At 61.8% G+C, this 19240-nt stretch carries 16 protein-coding genes; 4 read left to right on the top strand and 12 right to left on the bottom strand.

The genetic code is table 11. The features are described from left to right. Positions 1-157 precede the first annotated feature (157 nt). The 7 genes from OKC42_RS05070 to OKC42_RS05040 all read right to left on the bottom strand — a co-directional run bounded on the left by OKC42_RS05070 (position 158) and on the right by OKC42_RS05040 (position 10196). Entirely contained in the window at positions 158-2917 is a 2760-nt protein-coding gene (locus OKC42_RS05070) for a collagenase (protein ID WP_270819178.1), read from the bottom strand. Between the two features lie 219 nt (positions 2918-3136). After that, positions 3137-4564, bottom strand: coding sequence for an o-succinylbenzoate--CoA ligase (menE, locus tag OKC42_RS05065; RefSeq protein ID WP_270819177.1), 1428 nt, complete (start codon positions 4562-4564; stop codon positions 3137-3139). Continuing rightward, positions 4557-5486: an o-succinylbenzoate synthase gene (gene menC, locus OKC42_RS05060; protein WP_075116016.1), complete on the bottom strand. Its 930-nt coding sequence runs from the start codon at positions 5484-5486 to the stop codon at positions 4557-4559. The genes menE and menC overlap by 8 nt, the downstream gene beginning before the upstream one ends. Next, complete coding sequence (gene menB / locus OKC42_RS05055; RefSeq protein ID WP_042081860.1) at positions 5486-6346, bottom strand: 1,4-dihydroxy-2-naphthoyl-CoA synthase; 861 nt, start codon at positions 6344-6346, stop codon at positions 5486-5488. Before menB ends, menC begins: the two co-directional genes overlap by 1 nt. Continuing rightward, positions 6339-7136: a 2-succinyl-6-hydroxy-2,4-cyclohexadiene-1-carboxylate synthase gene (menH, locus tag OKC42_RS05050; RefSeq protein ID WP_139462339.1), complete on the bottom strand. Its 798-nt coding sequence runs from the start codon at positions 7134-7136 to the stop codon at positions 6339-6341. The genes menB and menH overlap by 8 nt, the downstream gene beginning before the upstream one ends. Then, positions 7096-8841, bottom strand: coding sequence for a 2-succinyl-5-enolpyruvyl-6-hydroxy-3-cyclohexene-1-carboxylic-acid synthase (gene menD / locus OKC42_RS05045; RefSeq protein ID WP_139462340.1), 1746 nt, complete (start codon positions 8839-8841; stop codon positions 7096-7098). Before menD ends, menH begins: the two co-directional genes overlap by 41 nt. 32 nt (positions 8842-8873) lie before the next feature. Continuing rightward, positions 8874-10196 (bottom strand): isochorismate synthase, encoded by a 1323-nt coding sequence (locus OKC42_RS05040; protein ID WP_139462341.1) that lies wholly within the window; start codon positions 10194-10196, stop codon positions 8874-8876. Positions 10197-10404: 208 nt separating this feature from the next. On the opposite strand from OKC42_RS05040, the gene OKC42_RS05035 reads away from it, so the two are divergent. After that, the gene (locus OKC42_RS05035; RefSeq protein WP_180343346.1) at positions 10405-11310 is read left to right on the top strand and encodes a 1,4-dihydroxy-2-naphthoate polyprenyltransferase; all 906 of its coding nucleotides are present in this window, start codon (positions 10405-10407) and stop codon (positions 11308-11310) included. Between the two features lie 75 nt (positions 11311-11385). On the opposite strand, the gene OKC42_RS05030 is transcribed toward OKC42_RS05035, so the two are convergent. Continuing rightward, positions 11386-12780, bottom strand: a complete 1395-nt coding sequence (locus tag OKC42_RS05030; RefSeq protein ID WP_139462343.1) for a PepSY-associated TM helix domain-containing protein — start codon at positions 12778-12780, stop codon at positions 11386-11388. A gap of 268 nt (positions 12781-13048) precedes the next feature. Here OKC42_RS05030 and OKC42_RS05025 point away from each other — a divergent pair, with 268 nt between their 5' ends. Continuing rightward, on the top strand, positions 13049-13456 hold the full coding sequence (locus OKC42_RS05025) for a hypothetical protein (RefSeq protein WP_139462344.1): 408 nt from the start codon (positions 13049-13051) through the stop codon (positions 13454-13456). A 27-nt stretch (positions 13457-13483) separates the two neighbouring features. Here the strand turns inward: OKC42_RS05025 and OKC42_RS05020 are convergent, their stop codons facing one another. Both OKC42_RS05020 and dbpA read right to left on the bottom strand, forming a co-directional pair. Continuing rightward, positions 13484-13774, bottom strand: a complete 291-nt coding sequence (locus OKC42_RS05020) for a YkgJ family cysteine cluster protein (RefSeq protein WP_005335921.1) — start codon at positions 13772-13774, stop codon at positions 13484-13486. A gap of 89 nt (positions 13775-13863) precedes the next feature. Then, positions 13864-15243 (bottom strand): ATP-dependent RNA helicase DbpA, encoded by a 1380-nt coding sequence (gene dbpA / locus OKC42_RS05015; protein ID WP_005335919.1) that lies wholly within the window; start codon positions 15241-15243, stop codon positions 13864-13866. Between the two features lie 542 nt (positions 15244-15785). Between dbpA and OKC42_RS05010 the strand changes: the two genes are divergently transcribed. Then, positions 15786-16991 (top strand): NupC/NupG family nucleoside CNT transporter, encoded by a 1206-nt coding sequence (locus tag OKC42_RS05010; protein WP_005363118.1) that lies wholly within the window; start codon positions 15786-15788, stop codon positions 16989-16991. 64 nt (positions 16992-17055) lie between these two features. Here the strand turns inward: OKC42_RS05010 and OKC42_RS05005 are convergent, their stop codons facing one another. Both OKC42_RS05005 and OKC42_RS05000 read right to left on the bottom strand, forming a co-directional pair. Beyond that, entirely contained in the window at positions 17056-17556 is a 501-nt protein-coding gene (locus tag OKC42_RS05005; protein ID WP_139440972.1) for a metal-dependent hydrolase, read from the bottom strand. Between the two features lie 125 nt (positions 17557-17681). Beyond that, positions 17682-18131, bottom strand: a complete 450-nt coding sequence (locus OKC42_RS05000; protein WP_005335916.1) for a YaiI/YqxD family protein — start codon at positions 18129-18131, stop codon at positions 17682-17684. Positions 18132-18271: 140 nt separating this feature from the next. Here OKC42_RS05000 and zntB point away from each other — a divergent pair, with 140 nt between their 5' ends. Further along, on the top strand, positions 18272-19237 hold the full coding sequence (gene zntB, locus OKC42_RS04995) for a zinc transporter ZntB (RefSeq protein WP_005341467.1): 966 nt from the start codon (positions 18272-18274) through the stop codon (positions 19235-19237). The last annotated feature ends 3 nt before the right edge of the window (positions 19238-19240 follow it).

Genomic DNA, 19240 nt, shown 5'->3' with positions numbered 1-19240 from the left:
GTGGCTATCGGCATTCTATTACAACTCGGCCGCCGGCGTCAGGCTTGATAACGGGCGGGCACCTCATTCGGGCAGAGGTTGTCGCAGCAGAGGCTGGGAGAGCGGGAGGATAAAGCGAGGGGCTGCGGCGGCAGCCCCTCTGTTGGGTGAAGGTCTATCAGTGGGCGGAGTCGTTACCCTTGCAGGCGTCTGACTCCTTGTTGGCTTGCCACCAGGGCAGCAGATCCCGGGCGAGCCACGCCTGATAGGCATCGCTGTCGTTGGCGATCAGCCGGTCCAGCTCCCCTTCGAAGTCGCTCATCGCCTGCTGCCGATCCGGATTGCGCAGCGCCTGTGCCAGCGCCAGCCAGCTGGCGCCGCGACCGGTATCGTTAAGGAAGCGGTGCACGGTATAGGACCAGGAGTAGACCATCTCGCCACCCTGGTCGTAGTCAAGGTGGAGGATAGCCGCCAGTGTCGGACGCTGGTTGGCAGGGCGGTTTGCCACGTTATCCAGACCCCGGGCAAAGCACTGGCCGTGGGCGATGTACTCTGCAATCCCCTCGGCCCACCAGGTAGTGCGGTTGAGCGGATAGTGGCCGAAGCTGCCGTACTGGTTGAAGCGGCCGTCGAGATAGTGAACGTACTCGTGGCGCAGGTTCCACACCTGGAAGGCGGGGCGTTTCCACTCCGCCTCATAGGCGAAGAAGCGGGCCTGATTGCCGGGGCGAGCCGGATCCCCCTCGATATAGATGCCGCCATTGTCGGTGGAGACGCCAAACAGCGCGCTGCCGTAGCGGCCCCAGTCGGCGGAGGAGTTGAAGATCACCAGCTCCAGCGCCTCGTTGTGATCATCGGCCACCGGTTGCCAGCCTGTCTCCATCTGCTGGTGGAAGCGCTGCTCTTCCTCACCCAGCTCGCGGCAGATCCCTTCGGCCTGAGCCTGGGTCAAATCCTGGGCACGCAGACGCAGGGTGGGCGAGCAGGTGTGCTCGAACGGCAGAATATCTTCCATGCGGATCGGTGTGCAGAGCCCGGCGAACTCGCCGCTGATACAAGCCTCGCTGGTGCGATCCGTGTAGGTGAGGTAGTAGCTGGAGAGCGTCAGGGAGACCTCTTCCAGCATGGCAGCCGGATGCTGGCCGCTCGGGATCAGCCCCTGCTGGCGCATGATGGTGATGACATCGCGATCCAGCTGCTGGCGATAGGCGATCGCCTTATCCGGGCTGGTGTGATGGAGGTAGCGCATCATCTGGTAGAGACGGCTATGGGCATCGAGGATGTTGTTGAAGATAAACAGATCCCGTGAGCCATCGCGCTGTTTCCAGAGGGCCAGCTCGCTCAGGCCCAATTGCAGCAGGCTCTGGCGCAATGCCGCCTCTTGTTGCAGCACAGCTGCGCTGAAGTCTGCCTGCTGACCGTAAGAGGCGCTCTGATCGACCAGATTGAGCAGCTCGAACAGGCCATCGGCCCAGGGTTTGTGGCCATTGATCTGCGCCGCATGTTGCACCGCATAGCCGAGCGCCTGGTTGAGCTGGGCCAGCATGGGGGCGGCACTCTGGCGGAAGGCGGCTTGCCCAAGTTGTCCCTGCACCGCTACGCTCCAGGCTTCCAGCACTGTGCCAGCCTGATCCTGCGGTTCAGCTCCCAGCAGCAATGGGTGGTTGAGCAGATCAATCATCACCCCGGCCAGAGCCCGGGCGGCCTGATCACTCTCTTTGCCAACGCCGCCGTGGTAGTTGTGGGCGCGCACATAGTAGAGCAGCTTGTCCATTGCCGGATGGGTCGGCTGGTTGGCCGCCAGCAGGGCACGCATGCCGCGCACCACCGCCATCAGCTTGGCGTCATCGTGGCCGTAATCCGCCTGCCAGGCAGGACTGTTCTGGCCGCTCACGTCGGCTACCAGTTTGGCGGCATCGCTGTCGAGCAGATCCACATCGGGCTGCTCGGGTTCGGAGCAGAGACGACCGTTGGCGCGACGGCACTCCAGTTGCTCCTCCTTGCTGGCCAGCACGATGGGGCGATTGAGCACCCGGCTCTCCTGCCACTCTTTGCTCTCTGGCAGGGGTTGCCACTCGCCGCCAGCGACCGGGTATTGGTAGCCGCTATCTTGCAGCGTTACCTGAACCTCGCTGCCAGCGGGGATCTCCTGACGACAGATGCGATAGCGGATGGTGTTGCTCCCCTCCTTGCGCTCCTGCGGCTCATCACACTCCTGCTGAGGCGTGAGCTGATCCAGCTGCCACTGATAGCGGCGCCAGACGTGGATCTCGCTGACCTGAGCGGCAGCCTGAGTGCCTGCCACCGGTTGCAGACGGAAGAAGATCTGCTCCAACCGGCCATCCCGCTCGCTCGGGGTCTCTTCAAGTACCTGCAACTGCTGCCAATCCTGCGGCTGATAGTGCCACTCCGACCCTGCGCAGCGGCCTTGTGCGTTGAGTTCGCAGCGATCCAGCTCCCTTTCGCTCTGACCCAGGATGATGGCTTGCGGCAGCGGCAGACGATCCTGCCGCTGGGCGGTCGGCGTGCCCGCCAGCTGCTCCCAGCGACCCTGCTTGAGGCCATAACCAAAGTCATAACTGCTGGCGGGAATGAGCTTGCCCGCCGGAATCCGATCTTCACAGCGCATGAAGCGGATCTGCCAGCCCGCATCTACCTTGAGCTGCGGCTCGCCACACTGTTGCTCGGCCAGTGCGGCGAGATCGCTACTCTGCCAGTCGAAGCGACGGTAGACCCTAAGCTGCTGGTAAGGAGCATTGCTGCTGCGCGCCTTGAGCTCGTAGGTGATCTCGGTGATGCGAGCGGCCAGTTGCCGGCTCGATTCGCCAGTCAGCTGATACTGTCGCCAGTCATTGGGGGAGTAGTTGGCTTGCGCCGAGGAAGTCGCCAAAAGCAGGGGGCCTGCCAGCAGCAGCCACCCGGTACCTGAACGGTTCATTTTTATCCCTTTGTTCTTGTTTGTGTATTGTCTTGCGAGTAATCGCAAGGCAATTTAAACAGTTCCAAAAGGATATCAATCGCCAATTAAAAATCAGATAAATCAATAAGATGGTGGCTTTTTGAGTCTGATCGAATTATCGTGGGTTGGCGCCGCAGTGAGGACTCACATGTTTCTTTTTTTGTTTTCAAAGAAGATCGGTAAAATGTGAGTCTGATCTCATTCAGCTTGTCGTGCCCGAGTGGTTTGTTGTCGGGCTACCTTGCCCAGCAGTTGGCGAGAGGGCTTGAGATTGCCGCCAAGATCGGGCCAAGGGAGCCAGTGGTCGGGCACCATAAAGCCGGGCAGGGTGCTGCGGATCCAGGCTGCCAGCTCGGAGTCGGGAACCGGCTCGCCGTGCCAGTCGATAAAGGCGGCGGGGCGTTGGCCCCACTCGTCGCTCGGTACCGGCACCACCAGCGCCTGGGCGACAGCGGGATGATCTACCAGTCGCTGCTCGATGGTTTCGGGCTGGATGTTTTCGCCACCCGAGATAAAGAGGTTATCGAGCCGTCCCTCTACCAGCAGCTCCCCTGCCGCAGTGAACCTCCCCTTGTCGCGAGTATGAAACCAGCCTTCGCCATCGAGGGGCAGTTCCAGCTCGCCATCTTGGTAGTAACCGGCAAACAGGGTGGCGCCGCGCACGCAGATCTCCTGCTCCCTGATACACACTTCCCGTCCCGGTAGCGGTTTGCCAACTACGCCTGCATCGCCGGGGATAGCGGTGCAGACCTGACTGCCCATCTCGGAGAGACCATAACTCACCTTGGGTTCGAGCCCCATAGCGCAGAGGCGGCTCACCAGCGGCTGCGGGATGGCGGCACCGCCGAGCAGCAACTCGCGCAGGCGGATACGGGCGGGATCAAAACCCTCTGCCAGCAGGCGCCAGAGCTGGGTCGGCACCAACGAGAGGTGAGTAATGGGCTGGCACTCCAGCCGCTCCTTGAGGGAGCGTTCACGTTGATCCAGTACCAGCGTGGCGCCCGCCAGAAAGACCCGAAACAGGATGGCGTAGCCGCCCACATGGAACAGCGGCAGGGAGAGTAGCCAGCCGCAGGCCTCATCGAGGGGAATAAGGGTGGCAGAGCCGCGTGCTGAGGCAAGGTGGTTGCAGAGCCGGTGCACCACCGCTTTCGGCGTGCCGCTGGAGCCGGAGGTGAGGATCATGTTGTTGAGTTGGGTCGATTCCAGCGGCCACGCTTCCTCGCTTGCCGGCAGTTCGCGCGTGAAGTCGAGCGGCAAGGGCTGCCAGTTGCCTGCCGGGATCTCCCCTGCCGACCAGAAGGCATCGGCATCGAGTTGCACCGCCAGCTCGCTCTGCTTTTCGAGAGGAAAGGCGGGGTTGAGCGGGCAGAACACCACGCCGCTGCGTACGCAGGCCCACGCCAGCAGCACATCTTCCAGCGCACCGCGCACCACCGCAGCCAGATGTTCGCCACGGCGCACTCCGGCTTGTTTCAGCTGTTGGCACAGGCTGTTGAGGCGGGCATCGAGCTGGCGGTAACTGAGGGGCGAGGCGGCGTGGATGGCAATGCGGTTCGGGGCTGTGATTGCCCGGTGGCGTACCGGGCAAGGTGTCTGTTCGGGTGAACGTGTGGGTTCAATCACGGTAATACAGTTGCTCCAGTCGGCTCAGGTCCGGTTTGCCATCTTCCCCCAGCAGGTTGCCCGCCATCCAGCGGCGGGTATCCAGACCCGGCGCCTGTTCGGGAGCCCATTCGCTCGCCAGATGAAAGAGCTGGTTCAGGCCCAGATCCGATTCGAAGCAGGAGGAGATGATCACCTTGAGCCGCAGTTCGCGGGCGCGGGCGATCAGGGCTTCGCAGTTGGCGAGTGAACCGAGCAGGGTAGGCTTGAGCACCAGCGCGCGCAGTTGCGGGATCGGTTCCCACGGCTTGCCTTGTGCCAGCAGTTCGTCCAGCGCCACCGGCATGCCGGTGCGGTTGGCGACAAAGGCGATGTCGGCAAAGTCGGCGCAAGGGTCTTCCAGATACTCGATACGATTCGGGTCGAGGTGGCCGCAGAAGGTCCAGGCCTCCTCGCGAGTCCAGCCCTGGTTGGCGTCCAGCACCAGCTTGAGGGAGGGGAGACGGTCGCACAGCAGACGGATCAGCGCCAGTTCGTCACGCATCGGGTAGCGTGCCACCTTCAGCTTGGCCTTGCCGGGCGTGCGGTGCAGCCACTCTTTCCAGTTGCGCAGCAGCTCCTGGGGGGAGCCTTGAATGAGGGGATAGGGTTCCGGCAGCGGGTTGCGCTGCTCGGGCCATGTCCGGCGCGCGCAGTCGAGGCCAAATTGCACCGACGGCAGCACGGGGTTCGGGGTATCGCCGGCGGCCAGGGCCGCCAGCGTGGCAAGGGCTTCTGCCTCTGCCTGTTGCAGGCTCTCTTTCGAGAAGCCGGGCAGGGGGGCGATTTCCCCCCAGCCGTCGTTGATGCGCACCAACAGCCCCTCTCGCGCCACCTCCACCTTGCCGTGAAAGGTCAGTGGCTGGGTAAAAGGCAGTTGATAGCGATACAGGGCTAGTGTCATCAGGGGTTCCGCTTGTATTTGGAGAAGTCGGGGCGACGCTTTTCGTTGAAGGCGTTGCGGCCTTCCTGACCCTCTTCGGTCATGTAGAACAGCATGGTGGCATTGCCCGCCAGCTCCTGCAAGCCTGCCTGACCATCACAGTCAGCGTTGAGTGCCGCTTTCAGGCAACGCAGCGCCATCGGGCTGTTTTGCAGCATTTCACGGCACCAGCGCACGGTTTCGCGCTCCAGATCCGCCAGCGGCACGACGGTGTTGACCAGACCCATGTCGAGGGCTTGCTGGGCATCGTACATGCGGCAGAGGAACCAGATTTCGCGGGCTTTCTTCTGGCCGACGATACGAGCCATGTAAGAGGCGCCCCAACCGCCGTCGAAGGAGCCCACTTTCGGGCCGGTCTGGCCAAACTGGGCGTTGTCGGCGGCGATGGTCAGGTCACACATCATGTGCAGCACGTGGCCGCCACCGACCGCGTAACCGGCCACCATGGCAACCACAGGTTTCGGGCAGGTGCGGATGTCGCGCTGGAAGTCGAGCACGTTGAGGTGGTGAGTCCCCTCGTCATCCCGGTATCCACCGTAGTCGCCACGGATCTTCTGGTCGCCGCCGGCGCAGAAGGCTTTCTCGCCAAAACCGGTCAGGATGATGGTGCCGATCTGATCGTCATAACGGGCATCGGCCAGCGCCTGCAGCATCTCTTTGACGGTGCGGGGGCGGAAGGCGTTGCGCACCTGGGGACGGTTGATGGTGATCTTGGCAATGCCATCGTTGGACTTGTGATAGAGGATGTCCTCGTAACCGGCGGAGCAATCTTGCCATTCAACAGGTGCATACAGTTCAGCTTCCGTCATTGCTTCAATCATGACTCGTCTCTTCTTGTTGGTTGACCCACTCCGCGAGGAGTCGGGCAAAGTTATCAGGCTGATGGGCGTGCAGATTATGGCCGCCATCCAGCACCAAGTGGTTGATTCTGCGATTTTGGTTCGCCAGCTGGCAAGCCAGCTGATGGAATTTGTGATCCCGCTTGCCACTCACATAAGTAACCGGCAGCTGGCTCGCTATGAGCCAGGGGGCGAGATCCGGCTGCTTGCCGAGCGAAGTGGCGCGCAGCATGGTGGCGATGCCCAGGCCGTCGTTGCCAAGGCGGTGGGCGATCTGGCGGGCCCGGGCCGCATCGTCAAGATCGGCAAACACCCCTTGCAGGTACCAGTCAGCCAGCACGTCAGCCAGGGGCTCCTGCTCGAAGCGCCGCGCCCACTGTTCATCGTGCTGGATGCGGGCGGCCCGTTCATTGTCTGGTAGCCCCGGGTGGCAGTTCTCCAGTAGCAGCCCCCGCAGCCCGGCTGGCTCGCGGCTGGCGTGATAGAGGGCCAGTCGCCCACCCAGCGAGTAGCCCGCCAGCAGATAGCGTTCAATGTGGCGGCTGGCCAGCTCGGCGACCAGCCACTGGTGGCTCTGCTCAAAGTCGCTGACGTTGAGAGCGCGATGCTGGCCATGACCAGGCAGATCGAGGGCGATGCAGCGGATGGCGGGCAGCCGGTCGATCACCGGTTGCCAGTCGCCGCTATCCCCCAGCAGGCCGTGCAGCAGCACCAGCGGCACATTGGCATCTTTATTTGCCACGGATGGCGGCCCCCAGCGCCTTGAGATCATCGGCCACCTGCTCGCTCGGTACCCGGATCTCGATCAAGGTAACGCCATGTTTGAGGGCGGCGCGGTAATCGCGTTCGAACTCGAGCAGGGTGGTCGGCGCCCGATAGGCGAGACCAAACATGGCGGCGGCATGTTCAAAGCTGAGACCGTGGGGCAGTCGATAGTAGCTCTCCAGCAGCTCCCCTTCGGTGGGCACCGGCAACATACGAAAGATGCTGCCGCCATCGTTGTTGAGCAGGATCACCACCAGCGGTCGGCTCGCCTTGCCAAGCAGCGCGAGACTGTTGAGATCGTGCAGGGCGCTGAGATCGCCGAGCAGCAGGGTTGTTGGCTGGTCGCTCGACTGGGCAAACCCGTAGGCGGTGGCGATCAGGCCATCGATGCCGGAGGCACCGCGGTTGGTCATCACCCGGCTCGGCCCCTTGCCCGTGTCACCGAGCATATCCATCAGTCGGGCAGGCATGCTGTTGCCGACAAACAGTTGTCCTTCGATCAGGCGGTTGAGGTGATGGCAGACTCCGAGCTCCGAGAAACCCTCGCAGGCCGCGGCGATCTGCTGGCTGGCGTTGTGTTGCAGCTCGGCCAGCCGGTGCCAGGGGGCCCGAGGGGTGACCGGATGAGCCACTGCAAAGGCGCTGGCACTGCAGAGCAGCCGGTTGCGCAGCCGGTAATCGGGATCGAGCCGCGCCGGTTGTGGATCCACCAGCCAGTAATCCTGCCATGAATGGTGCTTGATGAACTGACCGAGCCGCTTGGAGACAAGCCGTGCGCCAAATTGCAGCAGTACCTCGGCGCGGCCCAGCTCGGCGACGAATTCAGGGTCGTTGAGCGCCATATCCATATGGATGAGGTTGCGGCTATCGAAGCGGATCTGGCTCTGCAGATCCGCCAGCAGCGGCCAGCCGAGTTGCTCCGCCAGCGCGGCGGCGGCCTGTGCCTGATTCGGGTCGGTAATGCGGCCAGCTACAACGATGCCGCGCTGTTGCCGAAAGGTTTCCCACTCCGCCTGAGGTGGGCAGGTCGGCTCGTTTTGCTGCCACGGGCTCCAGGGCTTGCGCGAGCCGAGCCAGTCGCCGAGGGGGGCCAGATAGTTGGAGAAATCCTGATAGTGCTCGCCCGGGTAAAGGGGCTCGGGGTACATGCAGTTGAAGTGCACCACCCCGGGGGTGAGCGCCTGTTTGGCCAGCGCCTGATCCACCGAACTCAGCACAAACGCCGCCGGAATGGTCGGGGTGGGGCTCGGCAGGTTCTGCTGATAGACGGGGTAGCGGCCGAAGATCCCCTGCTGGTCGATCGCCTGATTGGCGCCGTTGTCGATAAGCTCGTGAGGGCGATCGGCGGAGAGAATAATCAGCGGTACGCCGGTGAGCTGGGCCTCTGCCACGGCGGGCCAGAGGTTGGCTACCGCGGTGCCCGACGTCATGATCACCGCCACGGGCCGGTTGCTCCCCTTGGCAAGACCCAGCGCCATAAAGCCGAGACCGCGCTCGTCAAAGTGCAGGTGACGACGAAAGCCCTGATGGGCGGCGGCTGCCATTGTCAGCGGCGCAGAGCGGGAACCGGGGGCCAGCGCGATGTCGCGCACCCCGAGGCGAAAGAGCTCCTCCAGCAAGAGGGAGGACCAGACGTGGTTGAAGGTGGCGTGCTGGCTCGAAAACGGGGGGCAGGCAAACTCTTCGCTGGCAGGCTCTTTACGGGTGGGCATAGGGGCTCTCGTAGCGTGAAAAGGGTGAATGACTATCCCAGCAGGGAGAGCACATTGGCGATCTTGTTGTCGAGTTCGGCCCACTCGGCGGCAGGCTCGGAACCGGCGACAATGCCGGCACCGGCAAACAGGGTGACGCTGCCCGACTGAATGCGGGCGCTGCGAATGGCGACCGAGAACTCGGAGGTCTCCCGGCTCAGCATGCCGCAGGCTCCGGCGTACCAGCCCCGATCGTAGGGTTCGAACTCGCGGATAAAGGCGAGCGCTGCCTCGCGCGGAGCGCCGCCCACCGCCGGCGTCGGGTGGAGGGCGTCGAGCAGCTGCCAGTCGCAGACCCCGGGCTTGAGCTCGGCTTCGATATCGCACTTGAGGTGTTGCAGCAGCCGCAGTTTGAGAATGCGCGGCTCGGTCAGGGTGGCATCGTGGGTCAGTGGCGCCAGACGGCTGAGGATGTCGGCATGTACCAGCCGGTTCTCCAGCCGGTTCTTGCTGTCGGTCAGCAGCTCGGCGGCCAGTTGGGCATCCACCTCTTCATCGCCGGAGCGGCGGATGGTGCCTGCCAGCGCCTCGGTAAAGAGGTGGCGATCTTCCCGGCGGTAGAGCCGCTCGGGAGAACAGGCGATAAATGCCTGCTCGGGGGAGAATTGAAAACCGAAGTGGAAGCAGTCCTGGGCGTGGCGGGCCCACTGGTCGAGCATGGCCCAGGGATTGATATCCGCATCATGGTTCGGACTGGTCAGCACGCTCTCCCGCGACAGCACCACCTTGGGAGTGTGCGCCTGAAAATCGGAGGCGGTGACGCGCTCTACCAGCGTTTGCCACTGGGCGGGACCGGGACAATCCTGTCGCTGCCAGGGCTGCTTTTGCAGGGTGGGCAGCGGGGCTTCTGGGCGCAGGGCATCGAGGGCGGCTTCGGCCGCCCGCAGTTCGGCCTCGAGGTTGTTTTCATCCAGCCAGAGGTTGAGGCAGAGGCTGACGCACTCGCCACGGCGCACCAGCTCGATACGGGGCAGCACGAAACGGCAGGGGCCAAACCCTTGCCAGCCGGACTGGGCCGGATCGAACGCCAGTCCACCATAGTAGCGAGGGCTGTCGTCATGATGCTGGTTGGCTGTGTTCGTGCACACCTGCTTGATGGCGTGCGGCTCGGTCAGTTCATGGATGGCGCCCAGCGCGACATACTCGGGACGAGCCTCTCCACGGGCCTGCCAGTAGATGCGGGGATAGAGGGTTTGCGCCGCGAGCCAGCCCAGAAAGGAGCGGATTTCGATCGCCACTCGCAACCGTACGAAGCCGCTGACGTTGCTGTGACGCAGGGCGTCCAGTTGTTGCTTGATATGGGTCTGAGCCAACATGGATTCTTTTCTGAGCCGGGTAGTAACGAGCGATCCGGTAGCTGGATGCCGTAGGTTTATGCCAAAGGGCGATGATTTCCTATATATTATCTGCCCATTCGTCCATGTAAATCGCCCGCGGGAGCTTCACTCTCCGGGGCCAAGTATACCCAAATCCGGTTCGATAACCCTTAACACGATCAATATCCGATTGTTTGGCCATCACAAAATGACAAATACCTTCTCTGTTTGGTTGCTGGCGGCGCGTTTGCGAACATTGCCGCTCGCCTGCTCTTCCATCCTGCTGGGCTCGGGGCTGGCTGCCAGTCGTGGCGCCTTCGATGGCACCATCATGGCGCTCTCTCTGCTGACCGCCATCCTGCTGCAGATCCTCTCCAATCTGGCCAACGATTACGGCGATGCGGTTTCCGGCGCCGACAACGGCGAGCGGATCGGCCCGCAGCGGGCGGTGGTCTCCGGCCTTATCACCAAAAAGCAGATGTGCGTGGCGATGGGGCTGACTGCGCTGGCGGCGGTGGCCAGTGGCCTGCTGCTGCTGGGCTGTGCCTTCGGCGGCCAGTGGCTGCAGATTTTGGCATTTGTGGTACTGGGTGGCGCGGCCATTGTCGCGGCGGTGACCTACACCGTCGGCAAGACTCCCTACGGCTATCGCGGGTTTGGCGATATCTCGGTGTTCCTCTTCTTCGGCCTGCTCGGGGTGCTCGGCTCCTACTACCTCTTCACCAAGACGCTGGAGTTGGATCTGCTGCTCCCTGCGACAGCCTGTGGTCTGCTGGCCACCGCCGTGCTCAATATCAACAATGTGCGTGATATCGAGACCGACGCCGCCAGCGGCAAGATCACCCTGGCAGTGCGCCTTGGCCGCAACCGCGCCATCGCTTATCACTGGGTACTGTTGGGGGCGGCGTTGCTGGCAACCATCGCCTTTATCCTGATCCAGCCCGCCAGTTTCTGGCCGTGGATCTTCCTGCCCGCCATGAAGCCTCTTAGCGATGCGGCCAAGACCCTTCGCGAAAGCTACGATGGCGAGGTGCTGACCGGTTCCCTCAAGAAGACCGCCATCAGCGCCTTTCTGTTCAGCCTGCTGCTCTCCATCGGGTTGGCGCTCTCCTGACCGCTGGTCGCAGCTCGCCAAGGCGAACAATGAAAAGGGCTCCCAAGATGGGAGCCCTTTTTGGTTTTGGCGGGTTTAGCTGGCGCGCGCCACCCTGAGAGGGCGGCGGGAGAAAATCAGGGTATCCAGCAGCCAGATGGTGACCATGGAGGCGCCCACCAGCGGGAAGGCAATCCCCAGCAGGATCAGCAGGGCGATGGCACCGCGCATCGGCGGGAGTTTGGCAGGCAGCGGCGGCGCGGCGAGACGGCCCTGCGGACGGCGACACCACCAGATCCACAGACCACTCACGGCGCTGGCCAGCACCATCAGGCAGATAAGCAGCATGGCGAGCTGGTGGGGCCAGCCGTAGAGCTTGCCCATGTGCAGCATGACGCCACTCTCCACCGTTTTGGCGACCGGGCCGTAATCCTGCCAGCGCACATCGGCCAGCACCTTGCCACTGTATTGATCGATATGCAGGGTGGCATCGTTGCGCGGATCATCGGCAAAGATCGCGATGGTATAGACACCGGTGGCGCCGACCGGCGGGGTAATGCTGTAACCCGGTTGGACTCCCCGCTCATGGGCGATCTCGACCACCCGTTGCAGCGCAATGCGCTGGCTCGCCATCACCACTCCCTCGTGCTCGCCGTGGTTCATGGCACCATGATCGTGCGCTTCATCGATCGGCTGCGAACTGGGCATGGGGGTATTCTCCACCGCCCAGGGGACGGTCTGCTCGTGAGCCTGATTGAGGGTGCGGGCCAGTGGCGCCGATTTGGGCACCTCGTTCCACATGGCGGCGGGGAAGCGGTTCCAGACTGCGGCAAACTGATCGCCCCAGAAACCGGTCCAGGTCATGCCGCTCAGCAGTAACAGCAGCAGGAAACCTGCGCCCCAGAAGCCGACCACGGCGTGCAGATCCCGCCACCAGAGGCGTCCACGCTGGCTCACTCTGGGCCAGAGGATGCCGCCCACCCCGGGCCCCTTGCGTGGCCACCAGAGGTAGAGGCCGCTCAGCAGCAGGACCAGCCCCCAGCCTGCGGCCAGTTCGATCAGCCGATCCCCCGTGGTGCCGAGCAGCAGGTCGGCGTGCAGGGAGCGAGCCACCGCTTGCAGATTCCACTTGTTATCCATGGTGCCGAGCAGGGCGCCGCTGGCGGGATCCATAAACAGAGTCAGCTCGCGATCCCCCTGATTGACGATGAACTGGGCGCTCTGATCGGGTGCGACAGGCGGCAGGTATTTACGCAGGCTGGCATCGGGCATGGTCATCATCGCCTTGGCCAGCAGCTGGTCGGCACTCAGGGTCTGGCTGGCGGGGGCGACCTTCATCAACTCGGGGTACATCAGGTTGTCGAGCTGGGGTTTGAACAGATAGACGATCCCGGTCAGCGACAGCAGGATCAGGAAAGGGGCGACAAAGAGACCGGCGTAGAAGTGCCAGCGCCAGATCCGTTGGTAATGACTCGAGTCCCTGTTTTTCATTGCACATCCTTGTTGGGGTGCCAAACCTTTCGGCTAGTGGAATGTTTGTGGCGGCGCGGATAATAGCAGTAACGTTTCGTTAACTGCAATCACACATCTTGAGACCGATTCAGTGCGGGATGTGGGTAACATGAGGTGCCGACGGTTTGCTGGATAGGATGAGCACGCTTTGGGAAAAGCCTGTTTGCTGCTGGACTTTTCCTTATAAATTATTACCTTGTGGTAACAATTTGCAGGCGATGGTGGTGGTAACGGAATGGGAGCAGTCATGCAGCCACATGGGCAATTCGACATGGAGCGCAGGGGCCAGATGCTGATCTGCCGCCCGAGTGGCCCCTTTAATCTGGCAGGTGCCATGGCCTATGAGGCGCGTTTTCGTCACGAACTGGTCGGATTGATGGATGGCCCCTGGGGGATTGTCGAGGTCGCGACCGAGTTTGAAGCGGCCGGGCCCGAGGTGCTGGCCCGTTTTCGTCGCCAGTTTGGCTGGTGTGCCGAGAGTGGCTGTCAGTTTCTGGCGGTGGTCTTCGTGGGGGGCTTCAAGCGCTATCTGGCGGATAACATTTTCAAGGGATTGCCCTTTCGGGCGGTACGTTACTTCGAGCAGGAGGCAGCGGCCATCCAGTGGCTGGGGGATCAGCTCAACACAGCTCCCTGTGAACCTGCGAGCGCTTGACCACCCCGCTCCCCGCGTGGACGGGCTTCACTCCAGCTTGATAAACCACTTATCCCGCTCGTCAACGCAGTCTGGTTCACCCATTTCGAATTCACGGCAGATCAGCGGTCGTACCTCGTAGATACGGCACATCATGGTGTTGCGGTCGAGGGCGGCGCACCAGCCATCGTCTAGCCGGCGCATGACCGGTATCTCGCCATCCCGTTCCAGTACATAACGGTCCGGCACGCCGGTATCGGTAAAGAGCATCACTTCGAGGCGGCAGCAGCAGGCTTCGCAGTTCTGGCAGCTCACATCGGTTTGGATTGCTTGGGTCATTGTGCCTGTCTTGCCGCATGGCGGCATCGGAGATATGAAACAGGCGCCTGTCAGGCGCCTGTGGTCTGGCTAACGGCTTGCAAAAAACCTTAGCCCAGTTTGCGGGCGCGGTAGCTGCGACCCTTGATCTTGCCTTCCTGCAACCGCTTGAGGGCGGCGCTCGCCACGCTGCGCTTCACCGCGACGTAGGAGTACTGTTCGGAGATCTGGATCTTGCCCACGTCGGCGCCGGCAATGCCGCCTTCACCGGTCAGGGCGCCCAGAATGTCACCGGCCCGCACCTTGGTCTTGCGGCCTGCATCGATGGAGAGGGTCACCATCTGCGGGGCGATCGGCTTGATGTCGCGGCCGATGCTGTCGAGATCTCCCAGCGGCATCGGAGCCTGCTGGTACTCTTCGATAAAGTTGACGCGCTGGGCTTCGTTCGGCTGATAAAGGCTCAGGGCCAGACCCTGCTGGCCAGCACGACCGGTACGACCGATGCGGTGCACGTGCACTTCCGGATCATAGGTCAGCTCGTAGTTGATGACGGCGCCCAGCTCCTTGATGTCGAGACCGCGGGCCGCTACATCGGTGGCCACCAGAATGGTGGCGCTGCCGTTGGCAAAGCGCACCAGCACCTGATCCCGCTCGCGCTGTTCCAGATCGCCGTTCAGCGCCAGCGCCGAGAAGCCCTTGGCGGCTAGATGGTCTGCCACGTCGTTACAGGCGCGCTTGGTGTTGCAGAACACCACGCAGGAGCTGGGCTGGTAGTGGCTCAGCAACCAGGTGAGGGCGTCGAGGCGCTGACCGGCAGGCACTTCGTAAAGCTTCTGTTCGATGGCGCTCCCCTCGTGCAGGGACTCCACGCTCACCTCGACCGGATTGCGCTGCACGCCGCGGCTCATCTGGGCGATCCCTTCCGGATAGGTCGCGGAGAAGAGCAGGGTTTGGCGCTGTTGGGGGGCATAGCTGATGACCCGGTTGATATCTTCGCCAAAGCCCATGTCCAGCATGCGATCCGCTTCATCCAGCACCAGCGTCTTGAGGCCGGATAGCTCCAGCGTGCCTTGCTCCAGATGCTTGAGAATACGACCCGGGGTGCCGACGGCAATGTGGGCACCAAAGCTCAGGGTGGCGGACTGCGGTGCGGTCGGGGTGCCGCCGCACAGGGTCACCAGCTTGACGTTGGGCAGGGCGCGCGCCAGACGACGGATCTCCTGAGCCACCTGATCCGCCAGTTCGCGGGTCGGGCAGAGCACCAGCGCCTGCACTTCGAGGCGGTTGACGTTGAGCTTGGCCAGCAGGCCGAGGCCGAAGGCGGCGGTCTTGCCGCTGCCGGTTTTTGCCTTGGCGATCAGGTCTTTGCCATCGAGCACCAGGGGCAGGCTCTGGGCCTGGATCGGGGTCATCTGCAGGTAACCCAGGCTGGTGAGGTTCTCTTGCAGGGCGGGGGAGAGATTGAGGCTGCTAAATTCGCTGTTGTTCACAAAAGGACTCTATTTCGGAGAAAACGGGGATGCGCGAGCGCTAAGGCCGCGCATCATACCAGAATGTGGCACCGGATGTGGCGGATTTTTGAACGGCTGGCCACGAGGGGCCATTAAAGGTTCATTTGTTGCCAAACCGACCGCGGACGATCACCGACAATACGATAAGGACTATTTTTCAAACACTCATCTAATTATTTATCGCGGATAAACGTTTTCTATTTTCAGTGTTTTAATATAATGATTGGGAAATATTTCACGAACGGTTACTGTGCCACATGGAATGTTACGAAAATGCTGATTAAATATTTTCAAAGAATATGAAAACGGCACCAATCTTACCCAGTGCGATGTTTTTAAAGGAATTTATATTTCCATGTTGCGCGATTAATATCAGTTCATTGCACAATTAATTTAAAAACGTTTGTATTATCCTGCCTCCATAATATTGCGCGGGATTGTGATGGCTATCTGATTTTTAAATGTGCAAATGTCTATGATGGCGCCGGTCAAAAATTACAATTTACTCAGGTGCTACAGGTATGGAATACGTTCACTTTGTGCTCGGACTGGTGATGGTCCTCGCTCTCTCTCTGCTGGCTAACCGCCACAACTGGAAACAGATCAAACTGCGTTATATCGGCCAACTGTTGGTGGTCGAACTGGCGCTGGCCTGGTTCATGCTGAACTCCGAAGTGGGTCTGGCGGTGGTGGGGGGCTTCGCGGCCGGCTTCACCAAGTTGATGGAGTTTGCCAAACAGGGTACCGACTTCGTGTTCGGTGGTCTGGTCAACGAAGGGGCCTTCTCCTTCTTCCTGATGGTGCTGATGCCCATCGTCTTTATCTCCGTGCTGATCGGTATTCTGCAGTACATCCGTCTGCTGCCGCTGGTGATCCGCGGTATCGGTACCGTGCTGGCCAAGATCAACGGCATGGGCAAGCTGGAGTCTTTTAACGCCATCAGCTCGATGATCGTCGGCCAGTCCGAGAACTTCATCGCCCTCAAGAACATCCTGCCGCACCTGAACGAGAAGCAGATGTACACCCTGGCGGCGACTGCCATGTCTACCGTCTCCATGTCCATCGTCGGTGCTTACATGCAGCTGATCGAGCCGCGCTACGTGGTTGCCGCGCTGGTGCTCAACATGTTCAGTACCTTCGTGGTGCTCTCTCTGATCAACCCCTACGAGCCGGATAACTCCGTGACCGACATCAAGGCCATTGCCGAAGGTGACGAGCACCACACCCCGAAGAAAGAGAACTTCTTCGAGATGCTGGGTGAGTACATCATGGCCGGTTTCACTGTTGCCGTTATCGTGGGTGCCATGCTGGTGGGTTTCATCGCCCTGATCGCCCTCATCAACTACCTGTTCGAGATGGCATTTGGCGTGAACTTCCAGTTCGTCATGGGCTACCTCTTCTACCCGATCGCCTGGATCCTGGGTATCCCGAGTGGTGAAGCGCTGCAAGCCGGCTCCATCATGGCGACCAAGCTGGTGACCAACGAGTTCGTGGCGATGATGGATCTGGGCAAGGTGGCTGCCGAGCTATCTCCGCGCACCGTCGGCATCCTCTCCATCTTTATGGTCTCTTTCGCCAACTTCAGCTCCATCGGTATCATCGCCGGTGCGGTAAAAGCGCTGAACGAAGAGAAGGGCAACATGGTTTCCCGCTTCGGTCTGAAGCTGGTCTACGGTTCTACCCTGGTCAGCCTGCTCTCTGCCGTTATCGCAGGCATCATGATCTGATCCTCTAGTGGTTCGCACCACTGCTTGGGCCCCTGACCTCGTCAGGGGCTTTTTTGTTTCTGGCTTACAGCTGCCAGCCGCACCACCAGCCGGCAACCAGCAGGGTGAGGGTGCAAAAGCCGGTTTCGATGGCGCCGCCACTGCGCAGCGGCCAGCCCGGCAGGCGGTAACGGCGTTTGATGGGCCAGAAGAGCGGAATGCCCGCCGGGGTGAGCCAGTCCCCCAGCAGATGGCTGAGGTAGCCGACGATAAGTGCATCCTTGACCCCCATGGGCAGGGTGTCCGGCGGCAGGCTCTGGTTCAGCCCCCAGACAGCGGCGGCGACTGCCAGCAGACTGTGGGTGAAGCCGCGATGGCCGAACAGTCGCGACAGAGGTTTCGAGATCCACGGCAGGCGCTGCCCCAGCACCGATTTGGGGTGGTCGAGGTCGGGCAACAGGGCGCTGGCCAGCGCGGCAGGGATGGTCTGCCACAGGCTGGCATCGGCCAGTGCCGGAGTGAGCTGCAGTTTATGGGCGATCAGGGTGCAGGTAACGGAGAAGAGCAGGTGCCCTTGGGCGGTCATGATGATTACGGCGTGGACAAGATGGCGGCGCATCTTACCAGCCTGACGGTTGTGGTCAGCTCTTATTTTAAAAATCAGGATGTTACGGCGAAAAAGCGCCCATATTGGGCGCCTTTAGGGTCTCTTTACAGCTTGCCTTTGACCAGCCACTTGTCGAGGGCGTTGGCGAATCGCTGTTTGTCGGCAGCATTGAAGGGGGCCGGGCCGCCGGTCTGCACGCCGGCTGAACGCAGCTCTTCCATAAAGTTGCGCATGCCGAGCCGCGCCTTGATGGTCTCGCGGGTGTAGATCTCGCCACGGGGATTGAGCGCCTCGCCACCGGCATCGATCACCCAGGAGGCGAGAGGAATATCGCCGGTGATCACCAGATCGCCGGGCTGAACCTGCTGGGCGATGACATGATCTGCCACATCGAATCCCTTCTCCACCTGCTGGGTTTTGATGAAGGGCGAGGGGGGCACCCGCAATCCCTGATTGGCCACCAGGGTGGTGACGACCTGGGCGCGGTGGGCGGCGCGGTAGAGGATCTCCTTGACCGGAATGGGGCAGGCATCGGCATCAACCCAGATGGGCATGGCATGGTTTCCTGTAGTGAAAGCGGATTGAAAACGAGAGCTGGCATGTTAACACAGGCCTCCCCTTCCCGGCGCGGGGCTGAGTCGGCCCTGCCTTTGGTGTAAGCTGGGGCCAGCACATGAAACGAGAAGGAGACGAGATGGATCGGGTGCCCGGTGAAGTGATTTATGCCCTGACCCTGGATGGCAAGGGTGGCATGGCGCCGCTGACGGCGGGAAGCGAAGTCCCGGCGGCACATCCCGGCTGGCTGCATCTGGATTACGGCAATCCCGATTCGGCACGCTGGCTGTTGCAGACCCCCTTGCTCAGCGAGGCGGCCAGGGAGTCGCTGCTCGGCCAGAGCAATCGTCCCAAGCTGGTACGGATGGGGGAGACGGTGCTGCTGATCCTGCGTGGCATCAACCACAACAAGGATCACAGGCCCGAAGAGATGGTGGCGCTGCGTATTTTCATCACCCCGGATCTCATCATCAGCAGCCGTCGTCGTCCGCTGCTCTCCGAACAGGATGTCTTCAACCAGCTCAAGCTGGGGGGGGGCGCCGATACCCCGGCCGACTGGCTGGTGGAGATCTGCGATGCCCTGACCGATCGGGCGGGGGAGTTTGTCGAGGAGCTGCACGACAAGATCCTCGATCTGGAGGAGATGGTGCTGATGCGCGATATGCCCGCCAATGGCCGCTTGGCGCTGATCCGCAAGCAGCTCATCATGATCCGCCGCTACCTCTCCCCCCAGCGGGATCTGGTGGCGCGGCTGGCCAACGAGAAGATCAGCTGGCTGGATGAGGATGACCGCCGTCGTCTGCTCGATATCGCCGATCGGCTGCGGCGCTGGCTCGACGACCTCGATGCCGGAGTAGCGCGCACCGCTGTGCTGGCAGACGAGATCAACAATCTGATGGCGGAGGCGACTAACCGCCGCGCCTACCAGATGTCGGTGATGGCACTGCTCTTTTTACCTGCCAGCTTCCTGACCGGTCTGTTTGGCATCAACCTCGGCGGTATCCCCGGGGCCGAGAATCCGACCGCCTTCTGGGTCTTCTGCGGTTCGCTGGTGGCGCTGGCAAGCGGGCTGGCTATCTGGCTCAAACATCGGCGCTGGTGGTAAGGA

Source organism: Aeromonas sp. Y311-2 (assembly GCF_027706025.1).
In the GTDB taxonomy this organism is placed as follows: Bacteria; Pseudomonadota; Gammaproteobacteria; order Enterobacterales; family Aeromonadaceae; genus Aeromonas; species Aeromonas veronii.
The sequence above is the reverse complement of the archived record's forward strand: the minus strand, read 5'-3'. Positions and strand labels throughout refer to the sequence as shown.